The organism is Pseudomonas sp. GB2N2, from assembly GCF_054897705.1.
The window spans coordinates 4,707,724-4,725,649 of sequence record NZ_CM142701.1 but is presented as its reverse complement, the minus strand read 5'-3'; the positions used below and the strand labels follow the sequence as shown (position 1 = coordinate 4,725,649).

General features: G+C 60.2%; 16 protein-coding genes. 6 read left to right on the top strand and 10 right to left on the bottom strand.

Going from position 1 to position 17,926, the window contains the following annotated elements:
• Positions 1–145 precede the first annotated feature (145 nt).
• A complete protein-coding gene (locus tag ACYZT4_RS21825) occupies positions 146–1,066 on the bottom strand; it encodes a LysR substrate-binding domain-containing protein (RefSeq protein ID WP_461982914.1) in 921 nt (306 codons plus the stop codon).
• Positions 1,067–1,224: 158 nt separating this feature from the next.
• Between ACYZT4_RS21825 and ACYZT4_RS21820 the strand changes: the two genes are divergently transcribed.
• Positions 1,225–2,622, top strand: coding sequence for a NorM family multidrug efflux MATE transporter (locus ACYZT4_RS21820; RefSeq protein WP_461988761.1), 1,398 nt, complete (start codon positions 1,225–1,227; stop codon positions 2,620–2,622).
• Positions 2,623–2,723: 101 nt separating this feature from the next.
• Here the strand turns inward: ACYZT4_RS21820 and ACYZT4_RS21815 are convergent, their stop codons facing one another.
• A complete protein-coding gene (locus ACYZT4_RS21815) occupies positions 2,724–4,397 on the bottom strand; it encodes a putative bifunctional diguanylate cyclase/phosphodiesterase (protein WP_461982913.1) in 1,674 nt (557 codons plus the stop codon).
• 264 nt (positions 4,398–4,661) lie between these two features.
• Here ACYZT4_RS21815 and rep point away from each other — a divergent pair, with 264 nt between their 5' ends.
• Together rep and ACYZT4_RS21805 are read left to right on the top strand one after the other, a co-directional pair.
• Positions 4,662–6,671 (top strand): DNA helicase Rep, encoded by a 2,010-nt coding sequence (rep, locus tag ACYZT4_RS21810; protein WP_461982912.1) that lies wholly within the window; start codon positions 4,662–4,664, stop codon positions 6,669–6,671.
• 68 nt (positions 6,672–6,739) lie between these two features.
• The gene (locus tag ACYZT4_RS21805; protein ID WP_130211024.1) at positions 6,740–7,312 is read left to right on the top strand and encodes a xanthine phosphoribosyltransferase; all 573 of its coding nucleotides are present in this window, start codon (positions 6,740–6,742) and stop codon (positions 7,310–7,312) included.
• Positions 7,313–7,441: 129 nt separating this feature from the next.
• On the opposite strand, the gene ACYZT4_RS21800 is transcribed toward ACYZT4_RS21805, so the two are convergent.
• The 6 genes from ACYZT4_RS21800 to dadA form a co-directional block, all read right to left on the bottom strand.
• Positions 7,442–9,364 (bottom strand): acetyl-CoA hydrolase/transferase C-terminal domain-containing protein, encoded by a 1,923-nt coding sequence (locus tag ACYZT4_RS21800; RefSeq protein ID WP_461982911.1) that lies wholly within the window; start codon positions 9,362–9,364, stop codon positions 7,442–7,444.
• 135 nt (positions 9,365–9,499) lie between these two features.
• Complete coding sequence (locus tag ACYZT4_RS21795; protein ID WP_461988759.1) at positions 9,500–9,913, bottom strand: c-type cytochrome; 414 nt, start codon at positions 9,911–9,913, stop codon at positions 9,500–9,502.
• A gap of 182 nt (positions 9,914–10,095) precedes the next feature.
• Entirely contained in the window at positions 10,096–10,644 is a 549-nt protein-coding gene (locus tag ACYZT4_RS21790; protein WP_461982910.1) for a cupin domain-containing protein, read from the bottom strand.
• Between the two features lie 124 nt (positions 10,645–10,768).
• A complete protein-coding gene (alr, locus tag ACYZT4_RS21785) occupies positions 10,769–11,845 on the bottom strand; it encodes an alanine racemase (protein ID WP_461982909.1) in 1,077 nt (358 codons plus the stop codon).
• Positions 11,846–11,941: 96 nt separating this feature from the next.
• Positions 11,942–12,295 carry a RidA family protein gene (locus tag ACYZT4_RS21780; protein WP_461982908.1) on the bottom strand — a complete coding sequence of 118 codons (354 nt, stop codon included), beginning with the start codon at positions 12,293–12,295 and terminating at the stop codon, positions 11,942–11,944.
• Positions 12,267–13,571, bottom strand: coding sequence for a D-amino acid dehydrogenase (gene dadA, locus ACYZT4_RS21775; RefSeq protein WP_461982907.1), 1,305 nt, complete (start codon positions 13,569–13,571; stop codon positions 12,267–12,269). Before dadA ends, ACYZT4_RS21780 begins: the two co-directional genes overlap by 29 nt.
• A 156-nt stretch (positions 13,572–13,727) precedes the next feature.
• Between dadA and ACYZT4_RS21770 the strand changes: the two genes are divergently transcribed.
• On the top strand, positions 13,728–14,216 hold the full coding sequence (locus ACYZT4_RS21770; RefSeq protein ID WP_003177284.1) for an Lrp/AsnC ligand binding domain-containing protein: 489 nt from the start codon (positions 13,728–13,730) through the stop codon (positions 14,214–14,216).
• A gap of 7 nt (positions 14,217–14,223) precedes the next feature.
• On the opposite strand, the gene ACYZT4_RS21765 is transcribed toward ACYZT4_RS21770, so the two are convergent.
• Positions 14,224–14,577, bottom strand: coding sequence for a YkgJ family cysteine cluster protein (locus ACYZT4_RS21765; protein ID WP_461982906.1), 354 nt, complete (start codon positions 14,575–14,577; stop codon positions 14,224–14,226).
• Positions 14,578–14,723: 146 nt separating this feature from the next.
• Between ACYZT4_RS21765 and ACYZT4_RS21760 the strand changes: the two genes are divergently transcribed.
• Positions 14,724–16,016: an NAD(P)/FAD-dependent oxidoreductase gene (locus ACYZT4_RS21760; RefSeq protein ID WP_461982905.1), complete on the top strand. Its 1,293-nt coding sequence runs from the start codon at positions 14,724–14,726 to the stop codon at positions 16,014–16,016.
• 40 nt (positions 16,017–16,056) lie between these two features.
• Here the strand turns inward: ACYZT4_RS21760 and ACYZT4_RS21755 are convergent, their stop codons facing one another.
• A complete protein-coding gene (locus ACYZT4_RS21755) occupies positions 16,057–16,302 on the bottom strand; it encodes a DUF1127 domain-containing protein (protein WP_461982904.1) in 246 nt (81 codons plus the stop codon).
• Between the two features lie 178 nt (positions 16,303–16,480).
• On the opposite strand from ACYZT4_RS21755, the gene ACYZT4_RS21750 reads away from it, so the two are divergent.
• Complete coding sequence (locus tag ACYZT4_RS21750; protein ID WP_461982903.1) at positions 16,481–17,914, top strand: aminotransferase-like domain-containing protein; 1,434 nt, start codon at positions 16,481–16,483, stop codon at positions 17,912–17,914.
• Positions 17,915–17,926: the final 12 nt, after the last annotated feature.

The window sequence follows — 17,926 nt, the reverse complement described above, 5'->3', positions numbered from 1 at the left end:
CGGCTGCTCAGCAAAATTTCTAATAATGGGAAAACGTCGAACCTGCACGAAGGTTCCACTTGCAGATTCTTCGGCGGCAAACCTGAATACTTGAGTAATTAGCCGGGGTATGGCGCAACGCCTCTATTTGGAAGGCTTCATCGATTCAGCTCAAGTGCTCGACGTCTGGCAATGTCATGGCTCGGACTTCCCCTTGCAGGAAATCGCTTAAACGGCGCAACCGTTCACCTCCGGGGCGCGTTTTCGGCCAGACGAGGTAATAATTCTCACCACTGGCGACGGCGGTCGGCCACGGTAAACTCAGGCGCCCCTGAGCCACGTCTTCGGCGACCATCAGCAAATCGCCCATCGACACGCCATAGCCTCGGGCGGCGGCAATCATGCCCAGTTCCAGCGTATCGAACACCTGCCCGCCCTTGAGCGACACCTGATCTGTCAGCCCCATGCGCTCCAGCCAGTTGCGCCAGTCACGACGGTCCGGCGTCGGGTGCAGTAACTCGGCATTGACCAGACGCGCGACATCCCACGGTTGATCCTTCAGAAGATTCGGCGCGCCCACCGGAATCAGTTCCTCCGGGAACAGGAAACTCGCCTCCCAGTCCGGTGGAAAATGCCCGTTGCTGAGGATGACGGCGCAGTCGAATGGCTCATGGTTGAAGTCCACCGAGTCGATGTCCATCCAGGCGCTGGTCAGTTGCACTTCGTTGCCCGGTTGCAGGTGCCGGAAACGGCTGAGCCGCGCCAATAACCAGCGCATGGTCAGGGTCGACGGCGCCTTCATGCGCAGGATGTCGTCTTCGGCGCGCAAGGTGTTGCAGGCGCGTTCGAGTGCGGTGAAGCCTTCGCGAATGCCGGGCAGGATCAGCCGCGCCGACTCCGTCAGTTGCAAGTTACGCCCACTGCGATGAAACAGCCGACAGGCGAAATGCTCTTCGAGGGTACGAATGTGCCGACTGACCGCGCTCTGGGTAATCGACAGCTCTTCGGCGGCGCGGGTAAACGAGCTGTGCCGCGCCGCCGCTTCGAAGGCGCGAAGGGCATAAAGAGGAGGAAGACGACGGGACATTCGGAAAGCTCCTATTGCGCAATGACCTCAACTTATCAGAAGTTCTCCAGGATGAGTTTTAATCATGCCACCCATCCTTTTTATCCCTTTGTGCAAACCCCGCGGAGCGCCGAGAATCGACGCTTTCCTGTCAACTTTACCTACAGAGCGTGATGACCATGCAGCATCCTGCGCGTATTGAACTCTGGGCCATCCTGCGGCTGGCGGGGCCGTTGATTGCCTCGCAGTTGGCGCACATGCTGATGGTTCTCACCGACACGTTGATGATGGCGCGCCTGAGCCCCGAGGCGCTGGCCGGCGGCGGGCTTGGCGCGGCGACGTATTCGTTTGTGTCGATTTTCTGCATCGGCGTGATCGCGGCGGTCGGTACGTTGGTGGCAATCCGTCAGGGCGCGGGCGATATCGTCGGCGCTGCCCGGCTGACTCAGGCCGGGCTGTGGCTGGCGTGGTTGATGGCGCTGGTGGCCGGGTTGCTGCTGTGGAACCTCAAACCGGTGTTGCTGCTGTTCGGCCAGACCGAAACCAACGTCCGGGCCGCCGGGCAATTCCTGTTGATCCTGCCGTTCGCCCTCCCCGGCTACCTGAGCTTCATGGCGTTGCGTGGTTTCACCAGCGCCATCGGCCGGGCGACGCCGGTCATGGTCATCAGCCTCGGCGGCACGGTGGCCAATTTCGTGCTCAATTACGCGTTGATCACCGGGATGTTCGGCCTGCCGAAAATGGGCCTGGTGGGCATCGGCCTCGTCACAGCGATTGTCGCCAACCTGATGGCCGTGGCCTTGGCGCTGCACATTCGCCGGCATCCTGCGTATGACGCGTATCCCCTGCGTCAGGGTCTGTCACGGCCCAATCGTCAGTACCTGAAAGAGCTGTGGCGCCTAGGCCTGCCGATTGGCGGCACCTATGCGGTGGAAGTCGGGCTGTTTGCCTTTGCGGCATTGTGCATGGGCACCATGGGCAGCACGCAACTGGGCGCGCATCAGATCGCCCTGCAGATTGTCTCGGTGGCGTTCATGATTCCGGCGGGGCTTTCGTATGCGATCACCATGCGCATCGGCAAGCACTACGGCGCCGGGCAGTTGCTCGACGCGCGACTGGCGGGAAGGGTCGGGATCGCCTTCGGCGCGGCGTCGATGCTCGGCTTTGCGATGGTCTTCTGGTTTTTGCCAAATCAGTTGATCGGCCTGTTCCTCGACCACAACGACCCGGCGTTCCGCGACGTCATCAACCTCGCTGTGAGCCTGCTGGCGGTGGCCGCGTGGTTCGAGCTGTTCGATGGTACGCAAACCATCGCCATGGGCTGCATTCGCGGGCTCAAGGACGCGAAGACCACGTTTCTGGTCGGGCTGGGTTGCTACTGGCTGATCGGCGCGCCGGCCGCGTGGTGGATGGCCTTCAATTTGAACTGGGGGCCGACGGGCGTCTGGTGGGGATTGGCGCTGGGCCTGGCGTGCGCGGCGGTGAGCCTGACGCTGGCGTTTGAGTGGAAGATGAAGCGGATGATTCGGCGGGAGCCGGCGTCAGCGCAGAATTTCGCAAACGTCCAGACTGAATGATCCCCCTGTAGGAGCGAGCCTGCTCGCGATGGTGTGTCAGCCGACACTTACTTAGCTGACCCACCATCGCGAGCAGGCTCGCTCCTACAGGGGATTGGTGTTTAGCTCACGATCTCTAGCAGCGGTTGCTGACTGCTGCCAAACGTCAAATACTCAACCAACTGCGCCAGCGGCAACGGCTTGCTGATCAGATACCCTTGCACCTGATCGCAACCAAACCCGCGCAACAAATCCAGCTGTTCCGTGGTTTCCACACCTTCGGCCACCACTTCGAGATTGAGGTTGTGCGCCAGGTTGATCATTGCGTGAACCAGTTTGCGGTTCTCCTCCCGAGTCTCCATTCCGCCAACAAAACTCTTGTCGACCTTCAACAAGGCAATCGGCAGGCTGTTGAGGTGCACGAAGGATGAGAATCCGGTGCCGAAGTCATCCAGCGAGAAGCGCACGCCCAGACGCCCGAGGGCGTCCATGGTCTGCTTGACCAGATCGCTGCGACGCATGACGGCGGTTTCGGTCAGTTCGAATTCCAGCCACTGCGCCTCGACGCCACGCTCGGCAATCAGCCGGCTCAGGGTCGACAGCAACTGACTGTCCTGAAACTGCCGGAACGACAGGTTGATCGCCATGTGCAACGCCGGCAGACCGCTTTCGCGCAATGCTTGCATGTCGCGAAGTGCGCGGGAAATCACCCAGTAACCGAGCGGTACGATCAACCCGCTTTGCTCGGCCAGTGGTACGAACTCGCTGGGCGGCAACAACCCGCGCTCGGCGTGACGCCAGCGCACCAGAGCTTCAAGGCCGACGATCTGGCCGTCTTCCAGGTTCAGGCGTGGCTGGTAATGCAGTTCCAGCTCATCGCGACGCAACGCCCGACGCAGCTCGCTTTCAAGGTCGGCCATGCTGCGGGCATTGCGGTTGATGCGTTCGTTGAAAATGTGAAAGGTGCAGCCTTGAGTGCTCTTGGCCTGTTGCATGGCGATGTGTGCGTGCCACATCAACGGGTCGGCGCCGGCCTGGGCGCGGGCGTGGGCGATGCCCAGGCTGGAGCCGATCAACAGGCTCTCGCCGTCGACCCAATAAGGTTCGGCGAGCGCTTCGGTGATGCGTTCGGCCATCCATTCGGCGCGTTGCGGCGCGCGGCGGGTGTCGATCAGCAAGGCAAATTCATCGCTGCCCAGGCGCGCCAGTTGATCGCCGGCCTCTAGCTGGCTTTTCAGCCGTGAGACCACTTGCAGGATCAAGCGGTCGCCGGCTTGGTGGCCGAGGGCGTCGTTGGCGTGGCGAAAGTTATCGAGGTCAAGGTGACCGAGGGCCAAACCACGGCCGTCGTTGTCCGCCAGGCGCGCGGCCAGCAAGGTCTGGAAACCCTGGCGGTTGGCGATGCCGGTCAGCGGGTCTTGCTCGGCCAGGCGTTGCAGGGTGTTTTCCAGCACACCGCGCTCGCGCACATGCCGCAGGCAGCGGCGCAACATGCCCGCGTCGAGATGATCGCGCACCAGCCAGTCGCTCACCCCATCGGGCGGCAACAGCGGTTCGTGCTCGAGCAGCAACACCGTCGGCAAATTGCAACGACCGGGCGCCGGCTGAAGAGCCGGTATGGTCAACAACACCGCGCTGCGGTTGTCATCGAACAGAGTGCTGACCGAATCCCAGCTCGGAGCGCTGATGAGCACGGCCGAGCTCCCCATCGGAGCCAGACACTCGCGCAACAACGCTGCCCATGCTGGCTCTTCGGCCAATAGCAGCAAACGCAAGGGTTCGACAGGCGTAGACAAGCTAGCTCCCTAGACTCTGCAATGATGTAGGCGGCGGGCATTATGCCGTGCCGATAACCAATGACCAAATGACATCAGTTATCAAACGAGACCTTTGTATCCGGAATTACGAACATTAGACGCAAATCCCCCCTGCATCCTGCGTGAAAGTAACAAAACCGGCAAATATAGATAGCGTGTTGCGTCACAAGTCGGAGAGAGCAGCACAATTCGCTGAGCCTGTTAAAATGCCGGCCCATTTCGCAAACGACTTCCTGACTTCGTATGTCCCGACTCAATCCCCGGCAGCAAGAAGCCGTGAACTACGTCGGCGGCCCTCTTTTGGTGCTCGCCGGCGCGGGCTCCGGCAAGACCAGTGTGATCACGCGCAAGATCGCGCACTTGATCCAGAACTGCGGCATCCGCGCCCAGTACATCGTCGCCATGACCTTCACCAACAAGGCCGCGCGCGAGATGAAGGAGCGGGTCGGCACCCTGCTGAAGGGCGGCGAAGGCCGTGGCCTGACGGTGTGCACCTTCCACAACCTGGGCCTGAACATCATCCGCAAGGAACACGTGCGGCTGGGCTACAAACCGGGCTTCTCGATCTTCGATGAGACCGATGTCAAAGCGCTGATGACCGACATCATGCAGAAGGAATACGCGGGGGACGACGGCGTCGACGAGATCAAGAACATGATCGGCTCGTGGAAAAACGACCTAATCCTGCCGCCCGAAGCGTTGGAAACCGCGCGCAATCCCAAGGAACAGACCGCCGCCATCGTCTACACCCACTATCAGCGCACGCTCAAGGCGTTCAACGCGGTGGACTTCGACGACCTGATCCTATTGCCGGTGAAACTGTTTCAGGAACACGCCGATATTCTCGAAAAGTGGCAGAACAAAGTCCGCTACCTGCTGGTAGACGAATATCAGGACACCAACGCCAGCCAGTATTTGCTGGTGAAGTTGCTGATCGGCACGCGCAACCAGTTCACCGTGGTGGGCGACGATGACCAGTCGATCTATGCCTGGCGCGGCGCGCGCCCGGAAAACCTGATGCTGCTCAAGGACGACTATCCGTCGTTGAAAGTGGTGATGTTGGAGCAAAACTATCGCTCCACCAGCCGCATCCTGCGTTGCGCCAACGTGCTGATCTCGAACAACCCGCACGAATTTGAAAAACAACTGTGGAGCGAGATGGGTCACGGCGACGAGATCCGCGTGATCCGCTGCCGCAACGAAGATGCCGAAGCCGAGCGCGTGGCGGTCGAACTGCTGACCCTGCACTTGCGCACCGACCGGCCATACAGCGATTTTGCGATTCTGTACCGCGGTAACTATCAGGCGAAGCTGATCGAACTGAAGCTGCAACATCACCAGATTCCTTATCGGCTGTCGGGCGGCAACAGCTTTTTCGGACGTCAGGAAGTGAAAGACCTGATGGCCTACTTCCGACTGATCGTGAACCCGGACGACGACAACGCCTTCCTGCGCGTGATCAACGTCCCACGCCGGGAGATCGGTTCGACGACGCTGGAAAAGCTCGGCAACTACGCCACCGAACGCAAAATCTCGATGTACGCCGCCACCGACGAAATCGGCCTGGGCGAGCATCTGGACACGCGCTTCACTGATCGCCTCTCGCGTTTCAAGCGCTTCATGGACAAGGTCCGCGAGCAGTGCTCCGGCGACGACCCGATCTCGGCGCTGCGCAGCATGGTCATGGACATCGACTACGAGAATTGGCTGCGCACCAACAGCTCCAGCGACAAGGCCGCCGACTATCGCATGGGTAACGTCTGGTTCCTGATCGAGGCGTTGAAAAACACTCTGGAGAAGGACGAAGAAGGCGAGATGACCGTCGAGGACGCCATCGGCAAACTCGTCTTGCGCGACATGCTGGAACGTCAGCAGGAAGAGGAAGATGGCGCCGAAGGTGTGCAGATGATGACCTTGCACGCCTCCAAGGGCCTGGAATTTCCCTACGTGTTCATCATGGGCATGGAGGAGGAAATCCTCCCGCACCGCTCGAGCATCGAAGCTGACACCATCGAAGAAGAACGTCGCTTGGCCTACGTCGGCATTACCCGCGCGCGTCAGACGTTGGCGTTCACTTTCGCGGCCAAGCGTAAGCAATACGGCGAGATCATCGACTGCGCACCGAGCCGCTTCCTCGATGAGCTGCCGCCGGATGACCTGGCGTGGGAAGGCACCGACGACACGCCGGTGGAAGTCAAAGCCGTTCGCGGAAATACCGCACTGGCCGATATACGCGCGATGTTAAAGCGCTAGAATTGAGCACTTTTTAACCGACACTATTAAAAAACTAGGCGCATATGGCGCCAGTAGAGGAAAGCTTCATGGAAGCACTGCACCAGAAAATTCGCGAACAAGGCATCGTGCTTTCCGATCAGGTCCTGAAAGTCGACGCCTTCCTGAACCACCAGATCGACCCGGCCCTGATGAAGCTGATCGGCGATGAATTCGCCACGCTGTTCAAGGATTCGGGGATCACCAAGATCGTCACCATCGAGGCCTCGGGCATTGCTCCAGCGATCATGACCGGGCTGAACCTCGGCGTGCCGGTGATTTTCGCGCGCAAGCATCAGTCCCTGACCCTGACCGAAAACCTGCTGTCGGCGACCGTCTACTCGTTCACCAAGCAGACCGAAAGCACCGTGGCGATTTCCCCGCGCCACCTGACCAGCAGCGACCGCGTGCTGATCATCGATGACTTCCTGGCCAACGGTAAGGCGTCGCAAGCGCTGATCTCGATCATCAAACAGGCCGGCGCGACCGTGGCCGGTCTGGGGATCGTGATCGAGAAATCGTTCCAGGGCGGACGTGCGGAGCTGGATGCGCAAGGGTATCGCGTTGAATCGTTGGCTCGCGTTCAGTCGCTGGCTGGCGGTGTTGTGACCTTCATCGAGTAACCCGCCACACCGCCTATCCCCTGTAGGAGTGAGCCTGCTCGCGATTGCGGTGCATCAGTCGACATCTTCGGTGACTGATACCTCGCGATCGCGAGCAGGCTCACTCCTACAGTTGTTTTGGGCGGCCAGTTATTGCGCCGTGGCTTTGAGGCCAGTGAGCAGCAGCCGCTGAAACAGATCCTCTTTCAACCCTTCCGGGTTCGTCAGTTGCATGCGCTCCAGATGCTCAGGAAACGCTGCCGGCTCCGGTGCATCCAGCGCGGCCTTGCCCAACTCCAGAATCTCCGTCAGCTTGAACTTGCTCTTCAGCCAGTTCAGCGCCCGCAACAAATCCCGCTCTTGCGCGGTGAAATCACACCCCAGCGGATACTCCGGGAACAACTGCGGATGCCGCGTCTGGATCGCCTGCAAACGCTCCGGGTGGTTGTCGGCGAATCGCGGATCGAGGCGGAAATTCTTTGGTAATTTGCCGACGTTTTGCGCCTGCTCGATCAACCCCGATTGAAAGCGTGAATCGCTGATGTTCAGTAACGCTTCGATCACTGCTGCATCATTCTTGCCGCGCAAATCGGCGATGCCGTATTCGCTGACCACAATGTCGCGCAGATGCCGCGGAATCGTGCAATGGCCGTATTCCCAGACGATGTTGGAACTGACCTCCCCGCCCGACTCACGCCAGCTGCGCAACAGCAGAATCGAACGCGCGCCTTCAAGCGCATGGCCCTGGGCGACGAAGTTATATTGCCCGCCGACGCCACTGAGCACCCGTCCGTCTTCCAGTTGATCGGCCACACCGGCGCCGAGTAACGTCATGGTGAACACCGTGTTGATAAATCGCGCATCGAGGCGCTGCAAGCGTTTGAGTTCTTCCTGACCGTACAGCTCGTTGATGTAGCTGATGCGGGTCATGTTGAATTCGAGCCGCTTGTTTTGCGGCAACTCGCGCAGGCGCTCGTAGAAACTGCGCGGCCCGAGGAAGAAACCACCGTGCACCGAGATGCCGTCGGCTTGCGCCGTTTCGTCGAGAGTGCCGTCGTTAGCCTGCTGCTGAGTCGGCACGTCCGGATAGACCTTTCGCCGTACGATGCCGGCATCGGCCAGCACCAGCAGGCCGTTGACAAACATTTCACTGCAACCGTAAAGACCTTTGGCGAACGGTTCGACGCCGCCTTCGCGATCGATCAACTGCGCCCATTGGCTGAGATTCACATCCGCCAGCAACGCTTTGTACCCGGCGTTGTTGGCCTGCCGCGCCAGCAACGCGGCGGTCAGCGCATCGCCCATCGCGCCGATGCCGATCTGCAAGGTCCCGCCATCACGCACCAGTGCGCTGGCATGCAGCCCGATGAAATGGTCCTGGAAACCCACCGGCATGTTCGGTGTGGAGAACAGTGTGGTGTTGTCTTTTTCGTCGACCAGCAGGTCGAACGCGTCCATACCGATCTCGGCGTCACCGGGCATGTACGGCAAGTCGTTGTGCACCTGCCCCAGTATCAGGACTGTTTCCCCCGCCGCCCTGCGTTTGGCGATCATCGGAAACAGGTCGAGGGTGATGTCCGGATTGCAACTCAGGCTCAGGCGATCCGGGTGCTCGGAATGGCTGGCGACCAGTTGCGCGATCAAATTCAATCCCGCCGCGTTGATGTCGCGTGCAGCATGGCTGTAGTTGCTGCTGACGTAATCCTGCTGGGCAGAGACGCTGTGAAGCAGGCTGCCGGGTTGCATGAAGAATTGCTGAACGTGGATGTTCGGCGGCAGGTTGTCCTTGTGCAGGCCCGCGAGGAAATCCAGCTCCGGATAGTTGCCGAAGACGCGTTCGACGAAAGGCTCGAGGAAGCGCTTTTGCAAGCCGTCGCCCAATGCAGGTCGGCCGAGGCACAGTGCGGTATAGATCGTCAGCCGCCGTTCGGGCAGTTGCGCAACGCGTTGATACAGCGCGTTGACGAAGTGGTTGGGTTTGCCCAGACCGAGGGGCAGGCCCATGTGGATATGCGCCGGCAACCGCGCCAGTACCTCATCGACCGCTTGCTCGATAGAACACAGCTGCACCATCTGATCCTCCCTTTTATTCCGTGAATGGGGGTTGGACCGAGCTTGCCGGGTCTTTGCTGCAATGAACAGTCTCGGACGGAAAATCGCAGGCACAAAAAAACCGCTCGAAAGCGGCTTTTTGCTGAAAATGAACGCTTATTTCAAGCCGGACATTTTCTGGATGGCGCCTTTGAGATCGGCGTCGGTGCAATCGGCGCAAGTGCCTTTAGGCGGCATCGAGTTGATACCGGTAATGGCTTTCGCCAGGATGCCATCGAGGCCGCCCTGGTGGTCGGCACGTTCTTTCCAGGCCGCGGTGTCGCCGATTTTCGGCGCGCCCAACAGGCCAGTGCCGTGGCAAGCGTTGCAGTGTTTAGCAATCACGGAATCGGGCGTCTTGGCATCGCCGCCGCCACTCGAAGCAGCGACTTCCATGCCTTTGCACTCTTGACCGGTCACGCAGACCTGGCCAACCGGCTCCAGGCGTTTCGCAATATCGTCGTTGGTCGCAGCTTGAGCGCTGACAGCCCATAGGGCCAATACGGTTGCTGGTACGGCCAGCATTTTCATAATTAGGTTCACGCGTTCACCCTCAATGGTGGCTAGTCACGCCTACGGCCACGGTTCGCAGGCGGGCGCAAGTATAGCGGTAAGCCCGCCGCACTGAAACAACCCCAAAGTCGAAGGGGTCTTGTTGCGCCGCGGAAAAACCCTTCGGGTGTCGCTGCCGTGCTGGCAGGACGCCTCTTCTGTCAGAAATTCGCTGGCGTGGCTGCGCTGATTAGTCGCGCCGGCGCGTCGAACGGATTACGAAAACGGTGAGGCTTGGTACTTTCAAAGTAGTAGCTATCGCCGGCTTCGAGCACAAAAGTTTCCAGCCCGACCACCAGCTCCAGTTTGCCTTCCACCAGAATCCCGGTTTCCTCGCCCTCATGGGTGAGCATCTCTTCACCGGTGTCGGCGCCTGGCGGGTAGATTTCGTTGAGGAACGCGATGGCCCGGCTCGGGTGCGCCCGGCCGACCAGTTTCATGGTCACTGCGCCATCGGAAATATCGATCAGCTCGTTGGCCTTGTAGACGATCTGAGTCGGTTTTTCCTGCAGGATTTCTTCGGAAAAGAACTCGACCATGGACATGGGAATCCCGCCCAGAACTTTGCGCAGCGAACTGATCGAGGGGCTGACGCTGTTCTTCTCGATCATCGAAATGGTGCTGTTGGTGACGCCCGCGCGCTTGGCGAGTTCACGCTGCGAAAGACCTTTGAGCTTACGGATGGATTGCAGTCGTTCACCGACGTCCAAGCTTGCGCCTCCAAGATTCAGGTTGTAGAAATATGAGCGTTATCATGGCGACAGCGTTCAGTATTTACAACACTTTGACCTGAATCCTGTTCAGCGAGGCGATTCCCGGTTCGCGGGGTTTGGCTCAAGCCCCGGAATAGAGCAGTGGGACCCGGCGCAAGTTGCAGAAGATCTGGTAAGGAATCGTGTCCGCCGCATCCGCCACCGTGCTGGCAAGCACGTTTTTGCCCCACAATTCGACGGTCGAACCGAGGCCGGCTTGAGGCACGTCGGTCAAATCTATGCACAGCATGTCCATCGATACCCGGCCAATCAACTGGCTGCGCTGCCCAGCCACCATGACGGGCGTACCGGTCGGTGCGTGGCGTGGATAGCCATCGGCATACCCCATGGCCACGACGCCCACGCGCATCGGTTTCTGAGTGATGAATTTCGCGCCGTAACCAATCGGCTCGCCGGCCGGCAGTTCACGCACGCAAATCACTTTCGATTCCAGCGTCATCACCGGCTGCAGGCGGGACGCCACGGCGTTGGCTTCTTCGAAAGGCGTGGCGCCATAAAGCATGATGCCCGGGCGAACCCAGTCGCTGGGAATCTGCGGCCAACCCAGCACCGCCGGCGAATTACGCAGGCTGACCTCAGCGGACAAGCCCTGACGCGCGGCTTCGAACACCGCGACCTGCTCGGCACTGGCTTGGCTGTGCAGCTCATCGGCGCGGGCGAAGTGGCTCATCAGTACGACCTTCGAGACCTTGCCGCTGGCCAGCAGCCGTTGATAAGCCGCCTGGTAATCCTTGGGATGCAGGCCGACGCGGTGCATGCCCGAATCGAGTTTGAGCCAGACGGTGATCGGCTTGCTCAGCGTGGCTTTTTCGATGGCGTCGAGTTGCCACAGCGAATGCACCACACACCAGAAATCATGCTCGACGATCAGCGCCAGCTCGTCGGCTTCGAAAAAACCTTCCAGCAACAACACCGGTGCGCGGATGCCTGCGGCGCGCAGCTCCAGTGCTTCTTCGATGCATGCCACGGCAAAACCGTCCGCCTCGGCTTCCAGCGCCTGGGCGCAACGCACCGCGCCATGGCCATAGGCATCGGCCTTGATCACCGCGAGGGCCTTGGCCCCCGCCGTCAGTTCACGGGCGATTTGGTAGTTGTAGCGCAGGGCTTGAAGGTCGATCAGGGCACGGGCTGGACGCATGGCGGCAGGCTTCTAGGCGGTCGTGGGGATAAAAACCGGCGCTGGCGGGCGGCGTGAACCGCCAACAGCACCGGGAGAGGGATCTTTCTGACAGGCTTATGGCAGAGCGGCTACTACCGACAGTTCGACCAGAATTTCCGGTTCGCACAGCTTCGACTCAACGGTCGCACGCGCCGGAGCGACGCCTTTTGGCAGCCACTTGTCCCACACCGCGTTCATGCCAGCAAAATCCGCATTGATGTCTTTCAGGTAAATCGTCACCGACAGCAAACGGGTCTTGTCGGTCCCGGCCAGATCGAGCAAACGCTCGATGTTGGTGAGGGTTTCACGGGTCTGCTGTTCAATCCCGGCACTCATGTCGTCGCCGACTTGCCCTGCCAGATAAACGGTGCCGCTGTGGACAACGATCTGGCTCATGCGCTCATTGGTGAGCTGGCGCTGGATTGACATGTTTTGCGGACTCCTGAGTTGTGTGACCGTAACGAGAAATATCGAGGCCTTCGGCGCTGATCTGCGGCGTTTTCTTCGCCATCAGGTCAGCCAGCAAACGGCCGGAGCCGCATGCCATGGTCCAGCCGAGCGTGCCGTGACCAGTGTTCAGAAACAGGTTGCTGAAGGTCGTTGCACCAACGATTGGCGTGCCGTCCGGCGTAGTCGGGCGCAGGCCGGTCCAGAAACTCGCCTGGGCCAGATCGCCGCCCTGAGGATAAAGGTCGTTGACGATCATCTCCAGGGTTTCGCGCCGACGCGGGTTCAGCGACAGGTCAAAACCGGCTATCTCAGCCATGCCGCCGACACGAATGCGGTTGTCGAAACGGGTGATTGCGACCTTGTAGGTCTCGTCGAGAATGGTCGACGTTGGCGCCATCGCCGAGTTGGTGATCGGTACCGTCAGCGAGTAACCCTTGAGCGGATACACCGGCGCCTTGATGCCCAACGGTTTGAGCAGTTGCGGCGAGTAGCTGCCGAGCGCCAACACATAGCGGTCAGCGGTTTCCAGTTTGCCGTCGATCCACACACCGTTGATGCGATCACCAGCGTAGTCGAGCTTCTGAATGTCCTGGCCGTAACGGAATTCCACGCCCAGCTTCGCGGCCATTTCGGCCAAACGGGTCGTGAACATCTGGCAGTCGCCCGTCTGGTCGTTCGGCAGACGCAAGGCACCGGCAAGGATGTCGGTGACGCTGGCCAACGCCGGCTCGACCCGGGCAATGCCGGCGCGGTCGAGCAATTCGTACGGCACGCCGGACTCTTTCAGCACGGCGATGTCTTTCGCGGCGCCATCGAGCTGCGCCTGGGTGCGGAACAGCTGTGTCGTCCCGAGGCTGCGGCCTTCGTAGGCAATGCCGGTTTCGGCGCGCAATTCGTCGAGGCAGTCACGGCTGTACTCGGACAGACGGACCATGCGCTCCTTGTTCACCGCGTAACGGCTGGCGGTGCAGTTGCGCAGCATCTGCGCCATCCACAAGTATTGGTCGATGTCGGCGGTGGCCTTGATCGCCAGCGGCGCGTGGCGTTGCAACAGCCACTTGATGGCCTTGAGCGGCACTCCTGGCGCGGCCCACGGCGAGGCATAACCCGGCGATACCTGACCGGCGTTGGCGAAACTGGTCTCCATGGCCGCAGCCGGCTGACGGTCCACCACCACCACTTCAAATCCGGCACGCGCCAGATAGTAAGCACTGGTGATGCCGATGACGCCGCTACCCAAGACCATAACGCGCATTTTCATATCCCTCATCGCGGCACGCCGCTGACGTTTGTAGTTCAGACCATAGATGTGGGCAGTTTAAAAAAGATTAGCCAGTGCATTTCACTATATAAGCACCTATATTTGGCGACAATTCTCGGCAAAAACGCTTTTCACGGAGGCGCATCCCCTATGCGTACCAACACTCAGACCAAACGTGAGCTGGACAAGATCGACCGCAACATCCTGCGCATCCTGCAAGCGGACGGGCGCATTTCCTTCACCGAGCTGGGGGAGAAAGTCGGGCTCTCGACCACGCCGTGCACCGAGCGGGTCCGACGGCTGGAGCGCGAAGGGATCATCATGGGCTACAACGCCCGGCTCAATCCGCAGCATCTGAAGGGTAGTTTGCTGGTGTTCGTCGAGATCAGCCTGGACTACAAATCCGGCGATACTTTCGAAGAGTTCCGACGCGCGGTGCTGAAACTGCCTCACGTGCTGGAGTGCCACTTGGTGTCAGGGGACTTCGACTACCTGGTGAAGGCGCGGATTTCCGAGATGGCCTCGTACCGCAAGCTGCTGGGCGACATCCTGCTCAAGCTGCCGCATGTGCGTGAATCCAAGAGCTATATCGTGATGGAAGAGGTGAAGGAGAGTTTGAGTCTGCCGATTCCGGATTGAGTGACCATCAGACCAGAACCTGCCGGGTGCTGACCATGTACGCATGAATCTGCTTCTCGACCCGAGGATGAATCAGCTCCACCGGCCCGCGCCCATTCGGGCATGGCAAGGTTTTGGTCGTCCCGAACAACCGGCAAATCAGCGGGCGCTCGTCATACACCGTGCAGCCATTCGGTCCGAGGTGCACACAGTTCAGCTCATCCATCGCCGCGTCCTGTTCGGCGCGGGTCTTGCGCGGCAGGCGGGACATTTCCTCCGGTGAGGTGGTCACCGGCCCACAGCAGTCATGGCAGCCGGGCACGCACTCGAACGAGGGAATCTGCTGGCGCAGTGTGCGAATTTTCTGACTGTTGCAGCTCATCGAAACGGTGACTCACAGCGGATGAAGCGCGATTCTGACGCATAACCCCCGATCCAGACAGCCACTACCGACCAGTGTTGCCCGCGCCGGAAGGTCCGGCTTATGCTCCGTCCCATTTTCCAGACACCCGCATCAGGATGACGCGCATGAATGCCCGTGACCAGCACACCGCCTCCTACTACGCCGCCAGCAGCCTGCCGCAGCCCGATCATCCGGTGTTGCAAGGCGCGCTGGTCGCCGATGTGTGCGTGGTCGGCGGCGGGTTTTCCGGGCTGAACACCGCACTTGAGCTCGCGGAACGCGGCCTCAGCGTGGTACTGCTCGAAGCGCACAAGATTGGCTGGGGTGCGAGCGGTCGCAATGGCGGGCAGCTGATTCGCGGCGTTGGGCATGGTCTCGATCAGTTCGCTAACGTCATCGGTGCGGACGGCGTCCGTCAGATGAAACTGATGGGCCTGGAAGCCGTGGAAATCGTCCGACAGCGCGTCGAGCGTTTTCAGATTCCCTGCGACTTGACGTGGGGTTACTGCGATCTCGCCAACAAGCCTCGTGACCTGGAAGGTTTCGCCGAAGACGCCGAAGCGTTGCGCGGGCTCGGCTACCGCTACGAAACCCGGCTCCTGCAAGCCCATGAAATGCACAGCGTGGTGGGTTCCGACCGTTACGTCGGCGGCTTGATCGACATGGGCTCGGGCCATTTGCATCCGCTGAACCTGGCGCTGGGCGAAGCCGCCGCCGCGCAGCAATTGGGCGTGAAGCTGTTCGAACACTCGGCGGTGACGCGCATTGATTACGGCCCTGAAGTCAGCGTCCACACGACCCAGGGCTCGGTCCGCGCGAAAACACTGGTGCTGGGTTGCAACGCCTACCTCAACCAGCTCAACCCGGAACTCAGCGGCAAGGTATTGCCCGCCGGTAGCTACATTATCGCCACCGAACCCTTGAGCGAAGAACAGGCCCTCGCGTTGCTGCCGCAGAACATGGCGGTATGTGATCAGCGAGTGGCGCTGGATTACTACCGGCTCTCGGCGGATCGGCGTTTGCTGTTTGGTGGTGCCTGCCACTATTCGGGACGCGATCCGAAGGACATTCCCGCGTATATGCGGCCAAAAATGCTGGAGGTTTTTCCGCAATTGGCCGGCGCGAAGATTGATTATCAATGGGGCGGCATGATCGGCATTGGCGCGAACCGTCTGCCGCAGATTGGCCGGCTCAAGGACCAGCCAAACGTGTATTACGCCCAGGCTTATTCAGGTCATGGCGTGAATGCCACGCATTTGGCGGGCAAGTTGCTGGCCGAGGCGATCAGTGGGCAGCAGGGTGGCGGGTTTGATCTGTTTGCCAAAGTGCCGCACATCACCTTCCCCGGCGGCAAGCATTTGCGCTCGCCGTTGTTGGCGTTGGGGATGTTGTGGCATCGGCTTAAGGAGTGGGTCTGAGGAATTAGCAGCGAAAGCGTCCGAAAGTGCACCGCAGAACTCAGATCCGCCAAAAAGGCTTGAGCCCCTCCTCCCGAGCCTGCTCCCGACTCAGACCGATATCCCGCAACTGCTCCGGCGTCAGCTCCAGCAACGCCTTGCGCGTGTGCAGACGATGCCAGAACAGACTCCAGCGACTCAGGCCGGACGGTGCATTTCGCATCAGCGTCCCGCGCGCACCGTTGATTTGCCCTGCCACCAGTTCCTGACTGCGTAACGTCAGCCGCACATCGCTCAAGCCGTTCATTTTGATCGCTCCTGTTTACTTGGGTAGCCAGAGCTTTCATGATGCGCGGACGATAAAAAGCGTTACAGATTCAACCTCACAGTATTAATTCAATACAGATTCGACGATTTAGCTCTGAATCCAGATTTTTCACCTCATCTGTGCTGGTTTACCTACTCATCCATACCGGAACTGCGCCATGACGCTTTACGTCAACCTCGCCGAATTGCTCGGCACGCGGATCGAACAGGGCTTCTATCGCCCCGGTGACCGGCTGCCGTCGGTCCGGGCATTGAGTGTTGAGCACGGGGTCAGCCTGAGCACGGTGCAGCAAGCCTATCGAGTACTGGAAGACAGCGGCCTGGCCATGCCGAAACCCAAGTCCGGCTATTACGTCCCGGTCAGTCGCGACCTTCCAGAGTTGCCGGCGATTGGCCGACCGGCGCAACGTCCGGTGGATATTTCGCAGTGGGACCAGGTGCTGGAACTGATTCGCGCAGTGCCGCGCAAGGACGTGGTGCAACTGGGGCGCGGCATGCCGGACATCACCACGCCGACCATGAAGCCGTTACTGCGCAACCTCGCGCGCATCAGCCGGCGACAGGACATGCCCGGCCTGTATTACGACAACATCCACGGCACCCTCGAACTGCGCGAGCAAATCGCTCGCCTGATGCTCGACTCCGGCTGCCAATTGACCGCGAACGACCTGGTGATCACCACCGGCTGCCACGAAGCGCTGTCCACCAGCATTCGTGCGATCTGCGAGCCGGGCGACATCGTCGCGGTCGATTCGCCGAGCTTTCATGGCGCTATGCAGACGCTGAAGGGCTTGAACATGAAGGCCCTGGAAATCCCCACCGATCCGCTGACCGGGATCAGCCTCGATGCACTGGAACTGGCCTTGGAGCAATGGCCGATCCGGGCCATACAGCTGACCCCCAACTGCAACAACCCGCTGGGCTACATCATGCCGGAATCGCGCAAACGCGCGTTGTTGACGCTCGCACAACGTTTTGACGTAGCAATTATCGAGGACGATGTGTATGGGGAACTCGCCTATAACTACCCGCGACCGCGCACGATCAAATCCTTCGACGAGGATGGCCGCGTCCTGCTGTGCAGCTCATTTTCCAAGACCCTGGCGCCGGGTTTGCGCATCGGCTGGGTAGCGCCGGGCCGCTACCTTGAGCGCGTATTGCACATGAAATACATCAGCACCGGCAGCACGGCACCACAACCGCAAATCGCGATCGCCGAGTTTCTGAAATCCGGTCACTTCGAGCCGCATTTGCGGCGGATGCGCACGCAATACCAGCGTAATCGCGACATCATGATTGACTGGGTCACTCGCTATTTTCCCACGGGCACCCGGGCCAGTAGGCCGCAAGGCAGTTTCATGCTCTGGGTTGAGCTACCGGAAGGCTTCGACACGCTGAAGCTGAATCGCGCGCTGCACGATCAAGGCGTACAGATCGCGGTCGGCAGTATCTTTTCCGCCTCGGGCAAATACCGCAATTGCCTGCGGATGAACTACGCTGCCAAGCCCACACCGCAGATCGAAGAAGCGGTGCGCAAGGTTGGCGCCGCGGCCATCAGACTGCTCGCGGAAAATGACAGCTTCACTGACTGACCTTTCGCCGCA

Coding starts and splice junctions, on each gene's coding strand:
- ACYZT4_RS21805 (WP_130211024.1), top strand. CDS start 6,740: ATGGAAGCACTGCACCAGAAAATTCGCGAACAAGGCATCGTGCTTTCC.
- ACYZT4_RS21820 (WP_461988761.1), top strand. CDS start 1,225: ATGCAGCATCCTGCGCGTATTGAACTCTGGGCCATCCTGCGGCTGGCG.
- ACYZT4_RS21765 (WP_461982906.1), bottom strand. CDS start 14,577: ATGAGCTGCAACAGTCAGAAAATTCGCACACTGCGCCAGCAGATTCCC.
- ACYZT4_RS21755 (WP_461982904.1), bottom strand. CDS start 16,302: ATGAACGGCTTGAGCGATGTGCGGCTGACGTTACGCAGTCAGGAACTG.
- ACYZT4_RS21780 (WP_461982908.1), bottom strand. CDS start 12,295: ATGTCAATCCAGCGCCAGCTCACCAATGAGCGCATGAGCCAGATCGTT.
- dadA (WP_461982907.1), bottom strand. CDS start 13,571: ATGCGCGTTATGGTCTTGGGTAGCGGCGTCATCGGCATCACCAGTGCT.
- ACYZT4_RS21760 (WP_461982905.1), top strand. CDS start 14,724: ATGAATGCCCGTGACCAGCACACCGCCTCCTACTACGCCGCCAGCAGC.
- ACYZT4_RS21750 (WP_461982903.1), top strand. CDS start 16,481: ATGACGCTTTACGTCAACCTCGCCGAATTGCTCGGCACGCGGATCGAA.
- rep (WP_461982912.1), top strand. CDS start 4,662: ATGTCCCGACTCAATCCCCGGCAGCAAGAAGCCGTGAACTACGTCGGC.
- ACYZT4_RS21770 (WP_003177284.1), top strand. CDS start 13,728: ATGCGTACCAACACTCAGACCAAACGTGAGCTGGACAAGATCGACCGC.
- ACYZT4_RS21795 (WP_461988759.1), bottom strand. CDS start 9,913: ATGAAAATGCTGGCCGTACCAGCAACCGTATTGGCCCTATGGGCTGTC.
- ACYZT4_RS21825 (WP_461982914.1), bottom strand. CDS start 1,066: ATGTCCCGTCGTCTTCCTCCTCTTTATGCCCTTCGCGCCTTCGAAGCG.
- alr (WP_461982909.1), bottom strand. CDS start 11,845: ATGCGTCCAGCCCGTGCCCTGATCGACCTTCAAGCCCTGCGCTACAAC.
- ACYZT4_RS21800 (WP_461982911.1), bottom strand. CDS start 9,364: ATGGTGCAGCTGTGTTCTATCGAGCAAGCGGTCGATGAGGTACTGGCG.